This window comes from Arthrobacter sp. zg-Y916 (assembly GCF_020907385.1).
Classification (GTDB): Bacteria; Actinomycetota; Actinomycetes; order Actinomycetales; family Micrococcaceae; genus Arthrobacter_B; species Arthrobacter_B caoxuetaonis.
In genome coordinates, this window is record NZ_JAJJOD010000001.1 from 373,212 (window position 1) to 392,448 (window position 19,237).

A 19,237-nucleotide genomic window follows, 5' to 3' on the forward strand; every position below is an offset into this window, starting at 1 on the left:
CCACAAAGGAGGGCCGCCCGGCGGGCGGCCCTCCTTTGGCTTAGTTTCAGGGGATCCGGCGTCGTCCGCCGAACCCGGCTACGGCTGGACGATCAGCGAGTCCGTCAGCTCCTCGCCCGGTGCGACAACGAAGCAGTCCACCCGGCGGTCCCCGGAGTCCCAGGAGCCCTGGGTGGGCACGGCCCGGTTAAGCTCAAGATCCGTGTACTTCGACGCGGCATCGGTGTAGACCACGGAAGAACACACTTCTTCCGCCTTTGCGGCCAGTGCGTCCGTGCCGGGGAAAGCGTCAGAGTCCGGGTAGGTCTGGCTGGCCACCAGCTGCGCATTATGGGGAGTGTCGCACGTAACCACGGTGACCTCGGCGTTCACGCTTTGGAAGTCCTGGAGGCAGGCACCTGCCTCGAGATCCAACGGCTTGACCGAATCCTGCAGGACTCCCGCCTCCCGGTTGCCGTCCGCAACGACGGTTGCCAGCCAGATACCCAGCAGGACAACGATCAGGATGGAGCCGATCAGCACCAGTGTCCGGGTCGTTTTACTGGCACCGGAGTTCTTGGCTGCTGCCTCTTCGGCTTCACGCGTGCGGCGGGCACGGCGCGAGTCGCCGGGTACCGCGCTGGAGCCGGACGGGGTGACGGTGTGGGTGATACCCGTATCCGCAGGGTTCTCGGCCGGAACCTTCTTCGTCAGGGACAGTGAGGCGAACGAATCGGTGACCGGGGCGGATACGTCGGATCCTCCGGCGCTAACGGTGGCAGCAGCGATTTCCGGCTCCGCTGCCGATTCCTTGCTCCCGGCTGTCTTGGCTGCTTTCGCCGGGTCGGAGTCCTTGCCGGGGTTTTTGTCGTCGGAGTCGCTTTTTCCCGTCCCGTCTCCGCCTGCCTCATCATCTGCGGCATCGGTGCTGGCTGCCTCGGTCTCCGCGTCCTCTTCGGAAGCTTCTGATGCGTCGGTCTCCGTGTCTTCTTCGGCATCAGCAGCTTCGGAGGCCTGTGTCTGGTCCGCGGCCGCTGGTTCGCCCGCGGCTTCTGTTTCATCCGCGGCGACGTCGCCCTCAAGGTCGGCTTCGTCCGCTTCGGCTTCAGGAGCTTCTGTCTGGTCCGCGGCCGCTGTTTCGTCCGCGGCTTCTGTTTCATCCGCGGCGACGTCGCCATCTGCGTCGGCGTCGTCTGCCGGAGAGCCGGGAGCCCCGTCTGCCGGGTCCCCGTTCGCGGGTTCGTCGTCGACATTTTCCGTCGGCGGTTCAGCGGAGGTTTCAAGTTCCGTGATTCCTTCGCCGGCGTCAACGGCGATCTCGGCCCCCTCCGGCGGCGCCTCCGAGAGTCCGGCATGCCTGCCGGCCTCGATCGCTTCCTCGGTGACGGCACGGACCTCGGCAGCGGTCTCGGGGAGGGACGCGGCTTCTGCGGCGTCCGAGCTGATGGAGGGGGCTTCGAGGGACGGCTCGCTGAGCTGCACTTCGTCGGCCGGAACGATCTGCGGTTCAACCGGTGCTGCGTCCTGGACCTGTGCCTCGAACATGCCCGTCCACAGCTCGTCATCGCGGGACCCGTTCGAAGACAGCCACGCAGGGGCATCCGTGTGGGAAACGAGGTCCGGAAGAACCTGCGCCGGACCGGTGCCAGCTTCTGCCTCAGCTGCATCGCCGCCTGTGCCGGCGTCGCTGGAGGCCGGATTGTTCCCTGGCTGGGTTGGCTCATCCGCCGGCCCTGAGGCGTCCTTGGCTCCGGGCCCCGTGCGCAGGGGGCGCTTGGGCCCGCCCTTTGAACCGAGCAGTCCCTTGGCTACCGCACCCTTGGACGATGCCGGCCGCTTGGAACCGGGAATCCGCCTGCCTGTCTTCCCTGGTTTCCCGGTCTTCCCGTTTTTTCCGGGTGTGGCCGCGGTGCCTGACGCGGCGGAATCGTTCTGTGCGGGACGCCCGTTGGCGACCGGCTGCTGCGGCTTGATAACTGGAATGCTCCTTGTAGCGGGATTGCTCCGGACGGACGGTGCTGCCTTGGCGGCAGGGGGCTTGGCGCCGGAACCTTTGGGGCCCGCGCTGCTGTTCGGCGATGGCCGCGGGGACTTTCCAGGCAGGGCCGGGCCCGGCCTTGGCGTCCTCTTCTGATCGCTCATGGTGAACGTTTGCCCTCCCTGTTCATGGCCGCTCCGTGGTCCCGCAACGTCGTCTCCTCCCTGACTTTAGCGAATTTGCAGGTGACAGCGCAGTACACGCCGAAGCGATGCGCGGACTAAACTTGGAAGTTGAATGTGTCTGCGGCTCCTCCGGGGCACGCAGCAGCGGGAAAACATGTAACCTGTAGTTACGACAAATTGACCGAATATTCCGGGGCCTCGCTCTCCTGCCCGAGCGACCACCTCCGGATCGACGCAAAAAGGGGGTCACGCCATGGGGCGCGGCCGTCAAAAGGCAAAAGCAACCAAGCAGGCACGCGAGATGAAGTACTTCACTCCTGCCACGGATTACTCGGCCCTGCAGCGCGAGCTGTCGGGCCCAACGAGCCGTCCATCGAGTCGATATCCCGAGGAGCCGGCCGAGCCGGATTACTCGGCGTACGAGGATAAGTACGCAGATCAATTTGGCGAGGAAGACGACGACGAGGGCTCCCGCCGCATCGGCTAGGTGCAGCGAACCACTCGTTTTCGACAAGCCCAATTGCTTTCCTTCAGCGGATCACCAGACGGTGGATCCGCTGAAGGGCGTTAAAGGCGGAAATTCCGCAGGCATCCGGCCGGTCCCAATGTGCGCTCCCCATAGAGGTTGCAGAAACTGCCCGTATCAAAGCTGATACGGGCAGTTTCTGCAATCTCGATGAAAGTGGGGAAGTGGAAGCCCTGTGGGGTCTAGGCGTAGTTGCCGACCAGACGGACAGCGCCGCCGTCGACACCTTTGGCGCCCTGGACGTAGTCCGGGTTGCCGGACTCGGGCTCTCCGCCCTCGCCCACGGTTCCCATGGTCCACGCAGGGACGCCGCGCTCAGCCAGCCGCGCCAGCGCAGCATCGGCACCGGCTGCGTCAACGATGGCCACCATGCCTACGCCGAGGTTGAGTGTGCGTTCCAAGTCCGGAAGGGGCACGTTGCCCAGCTCGCTGACCAGCTTGAACACCGGCGGAAGTTCCCAGGTGGAGCGGTCCACGGTGGCTTCGAGTCCCTTCGGGAGCACTCGTGCCAGGTTTGCGGCCAGACCGCCGCCGGTCACATGGCTGAAGCCGTGCACGCCGGCAGGCGCGTAGCGGGCCAGGTCCAGGCAATCCGCCGCGTAGACGCGGGTCGGTTCCAGCAGTTCCTCGCCGAGGGTGCGGCCCAGTTCAGGGATCTGGCGTTCGAGCTGCCAGCCGGCGTGGTTGATGACGCGGCGCACCAGGGAGTAGCCGTTGGAGTGGATACCGGAGGACGCCATGCCAATCACCACGTCACCGCTGCGAACGCGTTCGGGGCCGAGAAGGTCGGCAGCTTCGACGACGCCGGTGGCGGCGCCGGCGACGTCGTACTCATCGACGCCCAGCAGGCCCGGGTGTTCGGCCGTTTCGCCGCCCACCAGTGCGGTGCCGGCAACTTCGCACGCTGCCGCAATGCCCCGGACGATGTCCGCGATGCGCTCCGGGACCACTTTGCCGCAGGCAATGTAATCGGTCATGAACAGGGGCTCGGCGCCAACAACTACGATGTCGTCGACCACCATGCCGACCAGGTCGAAGCCGATGGTGTGATGGATATCCAGGGCCTGGGCGATGGCGACCTTGGTGCCGACGCCGTCTGTGGAGGTGGCGAGCAGCGGCTTCTTGTACGTGAGGAGCCGGGAAACGTCATACAGACCGGCGAATCCGCCCACCCCGCCGAGAACGCTCTCGTTATGGGTGGCCTTCACGGCCGCCTTCATCAGTTCGACGGCCTTGTCACCGGCTTCGACGTCCACACCTGCGGAGGCATAGGTGATGGAGTTTTCGCTCGCGCTCATACTGATTCTTTCTTGTCTGTGGGGGTCAGGAGGGTCTCGAATTCACTGTCCGGGCCCGGATCGCAGCCGTTGGAGCCGTCCGCATCGGAGGGCGGTTCCAGCAGGTTCTTGCCCAGCCGGTCAGCGGAGGGCAGCTCAATCGGGTACTGGCCGGTGAAACAGGCGGTGCACAGTTTCTCGCGCGGCTGCTGGGTAGCACCGATCATGCCGTCTTCGGAAATGTACGCCAGGGAATCAGCACCGATCGAGGTGCAGATTTCTTCGACCTTGGCGCCGTTGGCAATCAGCTCGGCGCGCGAAGCAAAGTCGATGCCGTAAAAGCAGGGCCACTGGACCGGAGGGGAAGAAATCTTGACGTGGACTTCCTTGGCGCCGACTTCGCGCAGCATCCGCACGATCGCGCGCTGGGTGTTGCCGCGCACAATCGAATCGTCGACGACGACCACGCGCTTGCCGCGGATCACGGATTCCAAGGCGTTCAGCTTCAGCTTGATGCCGAGCTGGCGCAGGGTCTGGCTCGGCTGGATGAAGGTGCGTCCCACGTAGGAGTTCTTGACGAAGCCGTGGGCAAAGGGGATGCCGGACTGCTCGGCATAGCCAACCGCAGCGGGTGTTCCGGATTCCGGAACGGGAATCACGATGTCTGCTTCGACAGAGTTTTCACGGGCCAGCTGGCGGCCCATCTCGACCCGGGATTCGTAGACCGAACGCCCGTTGATGGAAGCGTCCGGGCGGGCGAGGTAGACGTATTCGAAGACGCAGCCTGCCGGCGTCGGCTCGCCGAACATCTGGGAACGGATGCCGTTCTCATCGATGGCAATGAACTCGCCGGGCTTGATCTCGCGGATGAAGCTTGCACCGACGGTGGCCAGTGCGGAACCTTCGGAAGCTACAACCCAGCCCCGGTTCAGCCGGCCGAGGACCAGGGGACGGACTCCGTACGTATCGCGGGCCGCGTACAGGGTTCCTTCGTCCATGAACACGAAGGAGAAGGCGCCGCGCAGTTTGGGCAGCAGCTCCAGTGCCGTTTCTTCGAGGCTGCGGCCGTCCGTGCCGTTCAGCAGCGCCGTGACCAGGGCGGTATCCGAGGTGTTGCCCTGGGCGATTTCGCCGGAGCGGGGACGTCCCTGGCGTTCAAGAATCATCTCGTACAGCTCTGCGGAGTTGGTCAGGTTGCCGTTGTGGGCCAGTGCCACGGTGCCGGCAGCGGTGGCCCCCAGGGTGGGCTGCGCGTTCGCCCAATGGGAAGCACCGGTGGTGGAGTAGCGGCAGTGGCCGATGGCGATGTGCCCGAGCAGGGTGTTCAGCGTGGTCTCGTCAAAGACCTGGGAAACCAGTCCCATGTCCTTGTAGACGCTGATCCGGTTGCCGTCGCTCGTTGCGATACCGGCGGACTCCTGCCCCCGGTGCTGCAGAGCGTACAGCCCGTAATAGGTAAGCTTCGCTACCTCTTCGCCGGGGGCCCAGACGCCGAAAACCCCGCAGGCATCCTGCGGTCCTTTCTCGCCGGGCATGAGATCGTGGGAAAGCTTTCCGTCACCGCGTGCCATGGGACTCATTCTCTCACGATCGGGGTCCGCATCAGCCTCCGCGGCGGTGCGTTACGCCAGTGGTGACGGACCCGTGCTGCCGGGATCGTCGTCGGCGGCTTCAACGATGGCGTGCTCGGAACGCCGCACGCTGATCCGGTCCAGGATGAGGGCGGCAATGCAGCCCAGGGCGACGCCGGGAAGCGCCAGCATCACGGTGAAGAAACCCAGGACTGCTTCACGGGTGTACTGCGGGTTCTCCGGGCCGGTGTAGGCCATGACCAGGGCAACCACGAACGCCACCACCACACCCAAGGCCATGAAGGGGACAAAACGGGGAGCGCGCCGGATGGTGATCTCGCGCCGCTCGGGGCTGTGCTGCTCGGAAGTCATACGGGAATTCTACCGGCAGTAGAGGCTAGGCGTTCCCGTCGCCGGGGATCCCCGGAAACAGCGGGAGGCAGTCCGCAAGGTCTGCCCGCAGGCCGGAGGCCGAGACTTTTCCCGCGGCGACGGCGTCTGCCCAGGAAAGCGTGCCCGTCACCAGTGCGAGCCAGGTAGCAGCGTCGGTTTCCACCACGTTGGGCGGGGTTCCGCGGGTATGCCGCGGGCCGGGAATGCACTGGGTGACGCCATACGGAGGTACCCGTACCTCCACGCTGTTGCCCGGTACCCGCTCGGCCAGTTCCTCGAGGGCATACCGTACGGCAGCCGCCGTCGTCTGGCGGTCCGCCGCGCCTGCCGCGGCAGCGGCAAGGGCAGCTCCGCCGTCGGCAGATGAAATCCTGCGCCGCGCCATGACTAGTCCAGCAGCGCGGTGACGGGAGCGGCCAGGCGCAGGCTGCCTACGGGCTCGCCGCCGCCGAGTACCGGAGGCACGACTTTGGCCAGCACCTTGAAGACACCCTCCGGGTCGATGGCACCGCTGGCGGCGAGCAGGGTCAGGCCCACGAGGGTGGCAGCGCGCCCGTTGCCGTCAAGCATTTTCAGCGCGACCGAGACACCGGTGTCTGTTCCCAGCACGAGGACTCCCTCAGCGCCGGACTTCGCAACGATTCCGAGGTCCTCCATGACGACGGAGTTCTCCCGGCCCACGCCATGGACGGCCCACGGGTAATCCAGCATGGCGGTGGCAACAGTCGCCGCCCGCGCGTCTCCGTGCTTGTCCGAGGGGGCCTTGGCGAGCTTGCCGATTCCGCGGGCGAGCCCGGTCAGGGAGAGGGCCGCGAGCGGAGCGCCGCAGCCGTCGACCGCCCAGTGGGCCGGTTTCTCTTCGCAGAAGTCTTCGATAACCCGGGCAATGCCCTGCTGTAGCGGATGCGCCGGGTCCAGGTAGGTGGAGGTGTCCCAGCCGTTTTCAGTGCAGGCCCACAGGAATGCTGCATGCTTGCCGGAACAGTTGAACGCGATCCGCTGTTTTCCCTTGCCGGAGCGGATCAGTTCGATGCGGGCCTGTTCGTCCTGCGGCCAGTCAGCGGGGCACCGCAGATCGTCCTCGGTGACGCCGGCTGCCTCGAGCATGCCTTGCACGACGTCGGTGTGTTCCTTCGCGCCTACGTGGCTGGCAGCGGCGAGGGCCACCTGCGCGCCGCGCAGCGGAACACCCGCCTGCATGGCAGCGACGGCCTGGAAGGGCTTGAGCGAAGAGCGTGGAAACACGGGGGTGGTGATATCGCCGAGTGCAGTCACCACGGATCCGTCCGAGGAGAGGACGACGGCGGACCCCGCATGACGGGATTCGATGAAGCCGTTGCGCTCCAGGACAGCGAGTTCAACGGCGTCGGCAGCAGTGAAAGTGGCAGGCATAAGGCCAGTCTACGGATACTGCCTGATACAGCGGGGACGCCGGGAACCGCGGCGGGCGGGTTTATGCCGTCATGCACGCGTAGCGGCTTTCAGGGCGCGCGCCCGGGCAAGTAGGCTGAAGTCTTGTGAAGGTTCTCGTTGTTGGCCCCGGTGGCCGCGAACATGCCATTGTCCGTTCCCTGCTGGCCGATCCCTATGTTTCCGAGGTCCACGCGGCCCCCGGGAACGCCGGAATCGCCCAGATCGTTCCGGTCCATTCCCTCAACGCCAGTGACCCCGCAGCCGTCACGGAACTGGCCGTGCGGCTCGGAGCCGACCTCGTCGTCGTGGGTCCTGAGGCGCCGCTTGCCGCGGGAGTCTCGGACGCGGTGCGTGAGGCAGGGATCCCCGTGTTTGGTCCTTCCAAAGAGGCGGCACAGCTGGAGGCCTCAAAAGCTTTCGCAAAGCAGGTGATGGCGGCTGCGAACGTTCCCACGGCGATGGCGCGCGTCGCGGCGAACGCCGACGAAGCAGCCGACGCCCTGGACACCTTCGGCGCTCCGTACGTCGTGAAGGACGACGGGCTGGCTGCGGGCAAGGGAGTGGTGGTGACCTCCGACCGCGGCGAAGCCCTGGCCCACGCCGCTGCCTGCTTCGAAGCCGGCGGCACGGTGGTGATCGAGGAATATCTCGACGGCCCGGAAGTTTCCCTTTTTGTCCTTTCCGACGGCCGGCACGTGGTTCCGCTGGCGCCGGCCCAGGACTTCAAGCGGATCTTCGACAACGACGAAGGCCCCAACACCGGCGGCATGGGAGCCTACTCTCCCCTGGAATGGGCCCCGGCCAACCTCGTGGACGACGTCATTGCGCGCGTTGCCCAGCCCACCGTGGACGAAATGGCAGCCCGGGGCACGCCCTTTGTCGGTGTCCTGTACTGCGGACTGGCGCTCACCTCCCGCGGAATGCGGGTCATCGAGTTCAACGCACGCTTCGGCGATCCGGAAACGCAGGCCGTGCTGGCCCGGCTGAAGACCCCGCTCGGCGGCCTGCTGCTGGCAGCGGCGAAGTGCGAACTGGACGCCATGGAACAGCTGAAGTGGGATCCCCGCACGGCAGTCGCCGTCGTCGTCGCCTCGGCAAACTATCCCGATGCCCCGCGCACCGGCGACCCGATCCTCGGTCTGGTTGAAGCGGAGGCGATCGACGGCGTCCACGTACTGCACGCCGGAACGTCGCTCGAGGCGAACGAGATTGTCAGCGCCGGCGGACGCGTCCTGGCCGTCGTCGCGCTGGGGGAGGACCTGGCCCAGGCCCGCGACCTCGCCTACGCCGGTGTGGCCGAGATCGGCCTGGAAGGCTCGCAGCACCGCACTGACATTGCGCTGAAGGCTTCCCGCAGCGAAATCGTGGTTCCTGCCGGAAGCGCCGGCGTCGACAACGAAAAGGGCCTCCTGTGAGCGCCGCTCCGCAGCTGCAGGGCTGGAAGCACATCTATTCGGGCAAGGTCCGCGACCTCTACGTACCCGCGGACCCAGATGCCGCCGAAGACCGCGTGCTGGTGGTAGCCAGCGACCGGATCAGCGCCTACGACCATGTCCTGGCCAGCACGATTCCGGACAAGGGGCGCATCCTGACGCAGCTGAGTCTGTGGTGGTTCGACCAGCTGGGCGAGATCCCCAACCACGTGATTTCCGCCGATGAAGGCGTGCCGGCCGAGGTAGCCGGCCGGGCGATGATCTGCAAGAAGCTGGCGATGTACCCGGTGGAGGCCATTGCCCGCGGCTACCTTACCGGATCGGGCCTGGTTGAGTACCGCCAGTCGCAGACGGTATGCGACGTGCCGCTGCCGGAGGGCCTGGTGGACGGGTCGCGGCTGGAGCCCGCGATTTTTACGCCGTCTGCAAAGGCCGAAGTGGGCGAGCATGACGAAAACATTAACTACGACGCCGTCGTCACCGCTGTTGGCGCGGAAACCGCAGCGACAATCCGGGACCTGACCCTGTCGATCTACACAGCTGCAGAGGCCATTGCCCGGGAACGCGGAATTATCCTGGCCGACACCAAGGTTGAGTTCGGCCTGGATCCGTCCACGGGACTGGTGACACTGGGCGATGAGGTGCTGACCCCGGACTCCTCGCGCTTCTGGGACGCATCCCTTTACGAGCCGGGGAAGCCCCAGCCGTCCTTCGACAAGCAGTACGTCCGGGACTGGCTGACCTCCGCCGAATCCGGCTGGGACAAGGCCTCCGATATGCCTCCGCCCGCCCTGCCGGCCGACGTCATCGAGCGCACCCGCGCCCGCTACGTGGAGGCCTACGAGCGGCTGACCGGAAAAGCGTTCGCCTAAGCCGTCCTGACCTTCCGGGGGCTCAGCCCCGGAAGGTCAGGTGCACGACTCCGCTTTCCGCTGTTTCCGCAATCACGTCGTAGGCGTCTTCCAGGCCGCGGAGGCCTTCCCACAGGTTGATGCCGCGGCCCAGCAGGATGGGGGTGATGCCAACGTGCAGCTGATCGACCAGTCCCGCTTCCAGGAACGACCTGACCACCGTGGGACCCCCGCCCACCCGAATGTCCCTGTCGCCGGCAACGTCCAGTGCCTTTTCCAGAGCCTCCTCGGGGGAAGCGGTGATGAACTCGAAGCGGGTCCCGTTGGCCATTTCCAGCGGTGGGCGCGGCGTATGCGTCAGGACGTAGACCGGGACCCGGAACGGAGGCTCGTCTCCCCACCAGCCCTGCCAGTCCGGATCGTCGGGAAAGTTGTGCAGGCCGAACATCCCGGCCCCCATGATTTCCGCACCGATCCGGTCAAAGTAGGCCTCGGCGTACTTATCGTCCACGCCGGTGGTCCCTTCACCGCCGGTCTCGTGCAGCACGCGCTCCCGGAAGGTGCGGGTGGCCACGTACGGGCCGACCAGCCGCCCCCAGTCCTGGCCGAAGGGATATTCGGGGGTCTGGTCCGTAGTGGTGGCGTATCCGTCGAGGGAAATGTTCAGGTCAACACGAACAGCCATTGGAACCTCCTGGGCGGCTAGGCAGAAAGTGAACCCGAGCTTACCCGCGGCGTTTCCTCCGTCAAAGGGTCCGTTAGCCCGATGGGGACTGAGCCCCAGCAGGGCAGCAAAAAGGGCCCATCAAAAATGATGGACCCTTCTTCGATTTGGTCGGGGTGACAGGATTTGAACCTGCGACCTCGTCGTCCCGAACGACGCGCGCTACCAAGCTGCGCCACACCCCGTAACCACTGCCTGGCCGAAGGTTTCCCTCCCGGCGAAGCAACTTTACAAGTGTACTCGACAGGGGCCGGGAGCGCGAAATTGGCGTCGGTCCGGGCCGAAGACTCAGACGAGGGAGTCCTGCCACGCCTCATTGAGCGCAGCGAAACGCCCGGTGCCGCTGGTCAGCTCCGTAGGCGTGCCGTCTTCGACGACTTCCCCGGAGTCCATCACCAGCACCCGGTCAGCAATCTCGACGGTGGAGAGCCGGTGCGCGATGATCAGCGCGGTCCGGTTGCCCAGCAGGGACTTCAAGCCCTGCTGCACCAGCCGTTCGCTCGGAATGTCCAGCGAGGACGTCGCTTCGTCCAGGATGAGCACCGCCGGATCGGCCAGGAAAGCGCGGGCGAAGCTGATCAGCTGCCGCTGGCCTGCCGAGACCCGGCCGCCGCGCTTGTTCACGTCTGTGTTGTACCCCTCCGGAAGGGATGCGATGAACTCATGCGCCCCCACGGCCCGGGCAGCGGCCTCGATGTCCTGCTGCGAGGCGCCCGGTTTGCCCAGGGCAATGTTCTCAGCCACCGTGCCGCTGAACAGGAACGCTTCCTGCGTCACCATGACGACGGCGCGGCGCAGGTCCCGCTGAGTGAGGTCCCGCAGATCCACCCCGTCGAGCAGCACGGTCCCGGACGACGGGTCGTAGAAGCGGGCTATCAGCTTGGCAAGGGTCGATTTGCCGGCACCGGTCTGGCCGACCAGGGCCACCGTCTGTCCGGCGGGAATGTGCAGGTCCATCCGCGGCAGGATCAGCGGGCCGTCACCGTACCGGAACTCCACGCCGTCGAACCTGATGTCTCCCTTCGCGTCCTTGAGTTCCACCGGGTTTGTGGGCGGACGCACCGTGGGAACTTCCTCCAGCAGTCCTGAGACCTTCTCCAGCGCGGCCGAGGCGGACTGGAACGAGTTGTAGAACATTGCCATCTGGTCCACGGGCTGGAAGAAGCGCTTGGCGTACAGCAGCAGTGCCAGCAGTGCGCCCACCTCCAGTCCGCCGTCGAGCACCCGGAAGCCGCCCACCAGCAGCACCAGTGACACGGTGGCGTTCCCAATGAACATCAGGCCCGGCTGGAACACCCCGTTGAGGTTGATCGAGCGCAGCGTGGCCTTCCGGTAATCCTCGGCCAGCTCGTCGTTCTTCTGCGCGTTGACCTTCTCCCGCCGGAAAGCCTTCACGGCGCGGATGCCCGTCATCGTCTCGATGAAATGCACGATGAGCCTGGCTGACGTGACCCGGGAGGCGCGGTAGGCGATCTGGGAACGCTTCTGGTACCAGCGCGTGAGCAGGTACATGGGCACGAAGGCAACACACAGCAGCACGCCGGTGCGCCAGTCCAGGGCGAAGATACTCACCGCGACGAACACCATGTACATGGCTCCGGAGGCGAGCGAGCTGATGCCCGAGTCGAGCAGTTCGCGCAGCGCCTCCAGATCGGACGTCTGGCGCGAAATGATCCGCCCGGAGGTGTAGCGTTCGTGGAATTCCAGGCTGAGGCGCTGGGTGTGCCGGAAAACGCGCAGGCGCAGGTCCAGCAGCATGGCCTGGCTCAGCTGAGCCGTTGAGCGCACATAACCCGCAGTCAGGGCGGCGGCCAGCACTGCGGCGAGCAGGTATGTTCCGCCGGATGCCAGGAGCGGGAGGGAGTTGCCCGCCTGCAGCGCCGGCAGGGCATGGTCGATTCCGAAGGCAATAATCGCCGGGCCGGCTACCCGGGCGGCCTGGGAGATGACCACCAGGGCGATAGTGAGGATGAACCGGCCCCGGTTGGGCTTCAGCAGGGACCCCAGCAGTGTCAGGGAACGGCGTCGGACGGCCTGGTTTTCGGAACGGTCAAGATTGACGTTGTCCTCCCCGGCGGTGCCGGAAGGAACACGGCTCTCAGCCGGAACGGAGGCAGCGCCCCGGCGGATGCTGAACCGGCTCACAGGACCACCCCGTCTTCGTCTTCGGTTTCCAGTTGGCTGTCCAGGTCCTGCGGTTCCGCAGGAAGGCTCGCGATGACATGCCGGTAATGTTCGTTGCCGGCCAGCAGCTCGGCGTGGGTGCCCACAGCGGAGATGCGGCCGTTTTCCATCAGCGCCACGCGGTCGGCCAGCGAGACCGTCGACGGGCGGTGCGCCACCACCAGGGTCGTGGTGTCGGCCAGGACCTCACGGAGGCGGTGCTCGACGAGTTCTTCGGTGCGGACGTCCAAAGCGGAGAGCGGGTCATCCATGATCAGGAGGCCCGGCCGGGCAGCGATCGCCCGCGCCAGTGCCACGCGCTGGCGCTGTCCGCCGGAAAGGCTCAGTCCTTCCTCGCCGATCAGGGTGTCAGCACCCTGGGGGAGCGAGTACACGAACTGGGCCTGCGCCACTTCCAGTGCCTCGCGGAGCAGGAGGTCCGCCTCGGCATCGCTGGCAGGATCCGCTCCCAGGAGCACGTTGTCCCGCACCGAGCTGGAGAACAGCGTGGTGTCCTCGAAGGCAACGGCCACGATGGACCGGAGGTCTTCCAGCCGGTAATCCCGCACATCGGTGCCGTCGATCCGGATGCTGCCCGCCGTGACGTCGTAGAGCCGCGGGACCAGCTGCAGCAGGGTGGACTTTCCGCTGCCGGTGATGCCGACCAAAGCCATGGTTTCACCGGCGCGAAGGTCCAGGCTGACGCCGTCGAGCACATCCGGCCGCTCCGGGGACGCATCCGGATAAGCGAAGTGCACGTCATCGAACGAAAGCTGCCCGTGGACTTCGGCCGGGCGGCAGGGCTGCTCAGGATCCGTGATGGTGCGTTTGGCGTCCATGACCTCGAAGTGCCGGTCGATCGCTGTTTTGGCGGTCAGGGTCATGGAGAGCAGCGGGCCCATGGACTCCACCGGTCCGGCGATCACGGCGGCAGTGGCAAAGAACGCGACCAGGGCGCCGATGCTGACCTGCCCGGCGTCGACCAGCAGGATCCCCAGCACCAGGGAGACGGCCAGCGCCGCCTCCGGAAGCAGCGTCACCACCAGGGAGAACTTGGCCAGGGAGTTGGCCTTGTAGACCTCGGTCTGGCGGAGCCCTTCGGCCTGTTCCTCGAAGGCATCGAGCGCTTCGGAGCTGCGGCCGAACGCTTTCAGCACCCGGATGCCGTGGACTGACTCTTCCACGGTGGTGGCCAGGTCTCCCGCCTGGTCCTGGCTCTGCCGCGAGACGCGTCCGTAGAACCGGCGGAAGCGGAAGCCGTAAATGATGATCGGAACGGCCGCGGCCAGGAACACGATGGCCAGCTGCCAGGCGGTGAAGAACATGATGGTGACGCCGATGATGACGGTCAGGGCCGTGACGATGAGCATCATGGCACCGAACGCCATCCAGCGGCGGATCAGGTTCAGGTCGCTCATGGCCCGCGAAAGCAGCTGGCCGGAGCCCCAGCGGTCGTGGAAGGCAATGGAGAGATCCTGCAGGTGCCGGTAGAAGGTTGTCCGAAGGCTGGTCTCCACAGTCGTTGACGGTGCGATCGCGAACTGGCGGCGGAGGGCCAGGAAAACAGCCTCAAGCGACCCGAGCAGCAGCACGATTCCCGTTGCCCACCACAGGGCAGGCACCGAGCCCCCGGGTTCCAGGTGGGAGTTCACCAGCACCCGCAGCACCTGCGGGATTGCCAGGGCGACGACGCTGGCGCCCAGTGCGCAGAGGAACCCCAGGAACAAACGCGGAAGGATCGGCCTGACATGCGGGTACAGACGGCCCAGCGATTGGAGCAACGTTGTCTGCCGGGGCATTAATCCTCTTCGAGCTCGCAGTGGTCCGCGCCGGGGCAGCGGACCGGATACCGCTCAATCGTAGGCCACGGCAGCCCTTCGGTACGATGGCGCCGGCTACTTTCCGCCGAGAGGCCAGTTACGGCTGGTTTCAAGGCTCTAAGGAGCCGTAACTGGCCTCTCGGCGGGGGTGAGGGTGAGCAGGACTGCTTCCGGGCGGCAGGCGAAACGCACCGGGGCGAACCGGGACGTGCCGATTCCGGCAGAGACGTTCAGCGGGACCGTGCGGCCGCGGTGCTCCCAGTCGGTCAGCCCCTTGGCCCGCCAGGTCGGCAGGTCGCAGTTGCTGACCAATGCGCCGTAGCCCGGAATGCAGACCTGGCCGCCGTGGGTGTGCCCGGCCAGGATGAGCTGCGCTCCGCCGTCGGTGAAGTAGTCCAGGACCCGCTGGTACGGGGCATGGGCGACGCCTATGCGCAGGTGGCGGGCGGAGTCCGACGTCGAACTGCCGGTCGGGAAACCCGCGTAGCGGTCCCTCTTCAGGTGCGGATCATCGACGCCGGAGAAGTCCAGCCGCATGCCGTTCAGGACCAGGGACTGGTTCCGGTTGGCCAGGCCCACCCAGCCGGCGTTGCCAAACGCGGAGAACATTTCTCCGAACGGCAGCTTGGCCGGGTTCTTCCGCAGCTTGGACGGCGAGGTGAAGTAGGTAAACGGGTTCTTCAGCACCGGCGCGTAGTAGTCATTCGAGCCCGGCACAAACACACCCGGGAACCGCAGCAGCGGTTTCAGCGCCTCCAGCAGCGGCGGGACCGCTTCGAGATGACTGAGGTTGTCCCCGGTGTTGACCACGAGGTCCGGCTCAAGGTCCGCCAGCGACTGCAGCCAGCGGGTCTTGCGCGCCTGCCCCGGTACGTAGTGGATGTCGGAGAGATGCAGGACACGCATCGGCTGGCTGCCCGGAGGCAGCACAGCGACCTCCTCGGTGCGGATGCCAAAAAGATTGCGCTCGATGAGTGATCCGTAGGCGAAGGCACCTGCGCCGGCTGCGGCAGCGCTGCCGGCTGCCCAGGCCGCGGTTTTCAGGACGGAATGTGTTGTCGCAGCCAAGGTCAGTCGTTGTTCTGGTTGTTGCCGTTGTTGCCGTTGTTCCCGCGGTTGTCCCGGTTCGGGGCAGGAGCGCTGGGGCGCGGCGGCGCGGGGGCCTGCCCAACGACGTTTGCGGGCGGGTTGGCAAACGGGTTGGCACCGTACTGGCCGGGCACCCGCTGGATGAAGTTCTTCCAGGACGGACCGGCGATGAGCGAACCATCAATCTCGGGATAGATCCGCCCGCCAATCAGCTTGTCCGACATGGAGGTGTTGTTGGCCTTCCAGTTGCCGATCCAGGAAGCAGTGGAGAGGCCGGTGCTGTAACCCATGAACCAGGTCTGCGAACGGAAGTCGTTGGTACCGGTCTTTCCTGCAATCGGAACGCCGACCTGGAGGTTGATGCCGGAACCGGCTGTCATTACCCGCTGGGTAGCCATGTTCACGCCCTGGGCAACTTCCTTGCGCATGACCTGGCTGCAGCTCTGCTCGGGAACCGGCAGTTCTTCGCCGTCGCTGGTCTTGACCGAAACCAGGGCACGGGGTTCACACATCAGGCCCTCGGCAGCGAACGTCGCGAACCCGGTGGCCATGGACAGCGGGGAAGCGTCTCCGCCGCCGCCGAACGTGGACGGCGGGTCGACGGAAAGCATCTCGCGTTCCCCGTCTGCGCCCTTGCCGTTGTGCACGCCCGCCGCGAAGGCCATTTCCTGGAACTTGCACAGGTCCAGCTCACGGGCTTCGGCCAGGGTGATGGTGTTGAAGGACTGGGCCAGGCCCTCAAGCACGGTGGTGGTGCGGTAGTTGGTGTCGCCGTAGTTGATTGGGGTCCAGGGCTCGGTGCTGACATAGGCACCGCCATAGCAGCTGGCGTTCCAGCGTGTGCCGGCCGGGTACGTGCGCTTGTTGCCGTTCAGGGTGGCATTGAGCGTCTTGCCGGAGTCCAGCCAGGCCGCCACGGTGAACGGTTTGTACGTTGATCCGGGCTGGAAACCGCCCAGGCCGTTGAGGTACTTGGTGGGGTCGCCGTCCTGGTAGACGTCCACGTTGAAGTTCTGCACTGAGTTTCCAGGCGCGAGTTCCGGGGTGTAGCGGGTGTTCTGCGCCATGACCAGGATCTTGCCGGTGCCGGGCTCCACGCTGACCATGGAGTGGCCGATTTCTGCATCGGTGGTGTCCGGGTTCGCGGTTTCGTTGATGGCAGCCTGGGCCGCGTTTTGGAGCGTGGGGTTAAGCGTGGTGGTGATGCTCAGGCCGCCCCGGTAGAGCAGCTTTTCCCGGTCCTCCCGCTCGGCTCCGTAGGCCGGGTCGTTGAGGACCAGGTGCTCGATGTAGTCGCAGAAGTACGGTGCCTGCACCGCGCCCACACAGTTGTTGGGCACCGGGGTCAGGTTCAGTTCCATGGGAGTGGCGACGGCGGCGTCGTGTTCCTCCTGGGTAATGCGGCCCTTGTCCAGCATGGCGTCCAGCACCAGGTTGCGGCGGGCCAGCGAACGCTCCGGATTCAGCTCCGGGCTGTAGTAGGTGGGGCCGTTGACGACGCCGGCAAGCAGGGCGGCCTGGGCGATGCTCAGGTCCTTCGCCTCGACGTTGAAGAAGTACTTGGAAGCTGCCTGCACGCCGAAAGTTTTCCCACTGAACGGCACGATGTTGAAGTAGCCCTCAAGGATTTCGTCCTTGCTGAGTTCCTTTTCCACGGCAATGGCCAGCTTGACCTCGCGCAGCTTGTCCCCAATGGTCTTCTGGCCGCTGAAGACAACCTCCCCGCCTTCCTGCAGGTTGGTGTCGATGATCACGTTGTTCACGTACTGCTGCGTGATGGTCGATGCGCCGCGGGTCCGGTCGGACGTCACGTTGGAGACAACGGCGCTGAAGATGCCCTGGAGGTCGACGCCGCCGTGCTCGTAATAGCGGTCGTCCTCGATCGCGAGCATGGCGTCGATCATGTTGGGGGAAATCTGGTCCAGCGTGACGGGCTGGCGGTTCTCCTCGTACAGCGTGGCAATCAGTGAACCGTCGCTGGCGTAGATGCTGGACGGTTCGGCCAGGGCTCCGCGCTGCAGTTCCGAAGGGAGCTGGTCGAAGAACTGGATGGACCCGGAAGCGGCGGTTCCTGCGGCAGCAGCGGCCGGAACCAGCAGGCCGGCGGCGAGGACGCCGCACAAAGCGCTCACACCAAAAAAGGCGACGATCTTGCCCAGCGTGGTAGCCGTGTCAAAAAAAGGAGATTTGCTAGCTGCCATGCCGATCAGTCTACAAGCACGCGCTAGTCTTTGGATCATGAGCAAATGGGAATACTTCATTACACCGCTGCCTTTGCACACCCCCGGCGCCGTGCTGAACATGCACGGTGAAGAAGGGTGGGAGCTGGTGCAGATCACCCCCGCACCGAACGGCACCGGATCCGTGGCCTACATGAAACGGGAGAAGGCCTAGTGAGTGCCGGCCCCGAGGCCGTATCCGCCGTCGAGCAGCGGCTGGCGGAACTGGGCCTGGAGCTTCCCGGCGTAGCTGCACCCGTGGCTGCCTACGTTCCGGCGGTCGTGACCGGCAACCACGTGTACACCTCGGGGCAGCTTCCATTCGTTGACGGAGGGCTGCCGGCCGTGGGCAAGGTCGGGGCAGAGGTCTCCGCCGAGGACGCCAAGGCCTATGCGGCACGCTGTGCCGTCAATGCGCTGGCCGCGATCAAGGCGCAGATCGGCGACCTGGACCGTGTGACCAGGATTGTGAAAGTGGTCGGCTTCGTGGCGTCGGATCCCTCCTTTACCGGACAGCCGGGGGTCATCAACGGTGCCTCCGAACTGCTCGGCCAGGTCTTCGGTGAGGCCGGCAGCCATGCCCGCTCCGCCGTCGGCGTCGCCGTCCTTCCGCTGGATTCCCCGGTGGAAGTGGAAGTGATCGCGGAATTTGCCTAGCTTTACCAACCGTCTTTTCCCGCTGCCGCCCGCACAGCAGGCGGCAGCGGAAAGCTGGTTTGAGCGCGGCGAGGGCACGCCCCGCAAGCCGCGCGCCGCGTCGTCAGTACTCCTCCTGCGCGATTCCCGGGAAGGCGCGGAGGTTTTCCTGCGGTACCGCCGGGGCGAGTCACCGCTGGGAAAGATTGCCTTTCCCGGCGGAAGCCTGGAGGAAACAGACGGCGACCAGGTGCCCTGGTTCGGTCCCACGCCATCGGAGTGGGCCAAGGCGCTGGGGATGGACGACCACCAGCAGGCCATGCGCCATGTGGTGGCCGCGATCCGGGAGCTCTTCGAAGAGACCGGGATCCTGCTGGCCGGGCCGGATGCCTCCACCCTGCTGGAAAGCAACCGCGGACCGGAATGGATGGAAGCACGGGAAGGCATAGCCTCCGGAGAGAAATCGTTCCCGGCACTTCTTGCGCGCCGGGGGCTGGGACTCCGCACAGACCTGCTCCGTCCGCTGTCCCACTGGCAAACCGCCGACTTCGCTCTGCGCCGCTTTGACACGTATTACTTTGCGGCCGTCCAGCCGCTGGGGCAGGAGTCCTCGCTGCTGCAGGGCAAGGGGATCTGGGGCAAATGGTGCATCGCGGCGCACGAATTCGAACGCCGGCAGACGACGGCGCTGGGCGACGAGGTGGGCCAGCCGGACACAGTGGGCCTGACCCTTGAGCAGCTCACCGTCCCGTCAGTGCAGCTGATGCTCGAGAAACTGGCCAAGGCCAAGGGCTGTATTGCCTATCTGGCGCACCGCCGGCCGAACACTGTGCACCAGCCCGAACTGGTGAAGGACGACGACGGCGTCTACCTGCTGCGCGTGTCCGGCAACGATGCAGCGGAGGGTGCGGGGCAGCGCGGCCGCTGATTCGGACCTGACGCACGAAAAAAGGCACTGTTCCCTCGCGGGAAACAGTGCC

Annotated in this window: 17 protein-coding genes and 1 tRNA gene; 6 read left to right on the plus strand and 12 right to left on the minus strand. The window is 65.8% G+C overall.

Annotated elements, in window-relative coordinates; genetic code table 11:
* Window positions 1-78: 78 nt before the first annotated feature.
* A complete protein-coding gene (locus tag LOC59_RS01780) occupies window positions 79-2,121 on the minus strand; it encodes a septum formation family protein (protein WP_229970393.1) in 2,043 nt (680 codons plus the stop codon).
* Window positions 2,122-2,395: 274 nt separating this feature from the next.
* On the opposite strand from LOC59_RS01780, the gene LOC59_RS01785 reads away from it, so the two are divergent.
* Window positions 2,396-2,629, plus strand: a complete 234-nt coding sequence (locus LOC59_RS01785; RefSeq protein WP_227894051.1) for a DUF3073 domain-containing protein — start codon at window positions 2,396-2,398, stop codon at window positions 2,627-2,629.
* Window positions 2,630-2,850: 221 nt separating this feature from the next.
* Here LOC59_RS01785 and purM read toward each other — a convergent pair whose 3' ends face one another.
* Genes purM through LOC59_RS01810 form a run of 5 tightly spaced genes read right to left on the minus strand, consistent with a single transcriptional unit; the run spans window position 2,851 to window position 7,301 of the window.
* Window positions 2,851-3,966, minus strand: a complete 1,116-nt coding sequence (gene purM, locus LOC59_RS01790; RefSeq protein ID WP_227915610.1) for a phosphoribosylformylglycinamidine cyclo-ligase — start codon at window positions 3,964-3,966, stop codon at window positions 2,851-2,853.
* Complete coding sequence (gene purF, locus LOC59_RS01795; protein ID WP_227894566.1) at window positions 3,963-5,516, minus strand: amidophosphoribosyltransferase; 1,554 nt, start codon at window positions 5,514-5,516, stop codon at window positions 3,963-3,965. The genes purM and purF overlap by 4 nt, the downstream gene beginning before the upstream one ends.
* Window positions 5,517-5,567: 51 nt before the next feature.
* On the minus strand, window positions 5,568-5,888 hold the full coding sequence (locus tag LOC59_RS01800) for a hypothetical protein (protein ID WP_229970395.1): 321 nt from the start codon (window positions 5,886-5,888) through the stop codon (window positions 5,568-5,570).
* Between the two features lie 25 nt (window positions 5,889-5,913).
* A complete protein-coding gene (locus LOC59_RS01805) occupies window positions 5,914-6,294 on the minus strand; it encodes a sterol carrier family protein (RefSeq protein WP_229970397.1) in 381 nt (126 codons plus the stop codon).
* A gap of 2 nt (window positions 6,295-6,296) precedes the next feature.
* Window positions 6,297-7,301, minus strand: a complete 1,005-nt coding sequence (locus LOC59_RS01810) for an asparaginase (RefSeq protein WP_229970399.1) — start codon at window positions 7,299-7,301, stop codon at window positions 6,297-6,299.
* 125 nt (window positions 7,302-7,426) lie between these two features.
* Here LOC59_RS01810 and purD point away from each other — a divergent pair, with 125 nt between their 5' ends.
* Window positions 7,427-8,737, plus strand: coding sequence for a phosphoribosylamine--glycine ligase (gene purD / locus LOC59_RS01815; RefSeq protein WP_229970401.1), 1,311 nt, complete (start codon window positions 7,427-7,429; stop codon window positions 8,735-8,737).
* Complete coding sequence (locus LOC59_RS01820; RefSeq protein ID WP_229970403.1) at window positions 8,734-9,627, plus strand: phosphoribosylaminoimidazolesuccinocarboxamide synthase; 894 nt, start codon at window positions 8,734-8,736, stop codon at window positions 9,625-9,627. Before purD ends, LOC59_RS01820 begins: the two co-directional genes overlap by 4 nt.
* Window positions 9,628-9,649: 22 nt before the next feature.
* Here LOC59_RS01820 and LOC59_RS01825 read toward each other — a convergent pair whose 3' ends face one another.
* From LOC59_RS01825 to LOC59_RS01850, 6 genes are all read right to left on the minus strand, one after another.
* Window positions 9,650-10,291 carry a dihydrofolate reductase family protein gene (locus tag LOC59_RS01825; protein WP_227894058.1) on the minus strand — a complete coding sequence of 214 codons (642 nt, stop codon included), beginning with the start codon at window positions 10,289-10,291 and terminating at the stop codon, window positions 9,650-9,652.
* A 147-nt stretch (window positions 10,292-10,438) separates the two neighbouring features.
* Window positions 10,439-10,515: transfer RNA gene (locus tag LOC59_RS01830), tRNA-Pro, on the minus strand.
* A 103-nt stretch (window positions 10,516-10,618) separates the two neighbouring features.
* Complete coding sequence (locus LOC59_RS01835; protein ID WP_229970852.1) at window positions 10,619-12,460, minus strand: ABC transporter ATP-binding protein; 1,842 nt, start codon at window positions 12,458-12,460, stop codon at window positions 10,619-10,621.
* Between the two features lie 11 nt (window positions 12,461-12,471).
* The gene (locus tag LOC59_RS01840; RefSeq protein WP_229970405.1) at window positions 12,472-14,292 is read right to left on the minus strand and encodes an ABC transporter ATP-binding protein; all 1,821 of its coding nucleotides are present in this window, start codon (window positions 14,290-14,292) and stop codon (window positions 12,472-12,474) included.
* A gap of 138 nt (window positions 14,293-14,430) precedes the next feature.
* Window positions 14,431-15,387 carry a metallophosphoesterase gene (locus tag LOC59_RS01845; RefSeq protein ID WP_442860566.1) on the minus strand — a complete coding sequence of 319 codons (957 nt, stop codon included), beginning with the start codon at window positions 15,385-15,387 and terminating at the stop codon, window positions 14,431-14,433.
* Window positions 15,384-17,603 (minus strand): transglycosylase domain-containing protein, encoded by a 2,220-nt coding sequence (locus tag LOC59_RS01850; RefSeq protein WP_227894061.1) that lies wholly within the window; start codon window positions 17,601-17,603, stop codon window positions 15,384-15,386. The genes LOC59_RS01845 and LOC59_RS01850 overlap by 4 nt, the downstream gene beginning before the upstream one ends.
* Before the next feature lie 37 nt (window positions 17,604-17,640).
* On the opposite strand from LOC59_RS01850, the gene LOC59_RS01855 reads away from it, so the two are divergent.
* Genes LOC59_RS01855 through LOC59_RS01865 form a run of 3 tightly spaced genes read left to right on the plus strand, consistent with a single transcriptional unit; the run spans window position 17,641 to window position 19,185 of the window.
* The gene (locus tag LOC59_RS01855; protein ID WP_141653630.1) at window positions 17,641-17,796 is read left to right on the plus strand and encodes a DUF4177 domain-containing protein; all 156 of its coding nucleotides are present in this window, start codon (window positions 17,641-17,643) and stop codon (window positions 17,794-17,796) included.
* Window positions 17,796-18,278, plus strand: a complete 483-nt coding sequence (locus tag LOC59_RS01860; protein WP_227894062.1) for a RidA family protein — start codon at window positions 17,796-17,798, stop codon at window positions 18,276-18,278. Before LOC59_RS01855 ends, LOC59_RS01860 begins: the two co-directional genes overlap by 1 nt.
* Window positions 18,271-19,185, plus strand: coding sequence for an NUDIX hydrolase (locus LOC59_RS01865; RefSeq protein ID WP_229970409.1), 915 nt, complete (start codon window positions 18,271-18,273; stop codon window positions 19,183-19,185). Before LOC59_RS01860 ends, LOC59_RS01865 begins: the two co-directional genes overlap by 8 nt.
* The last annotated feature ends 52 nt before the right edge of the window (window positions 19,186-19,237 follow it).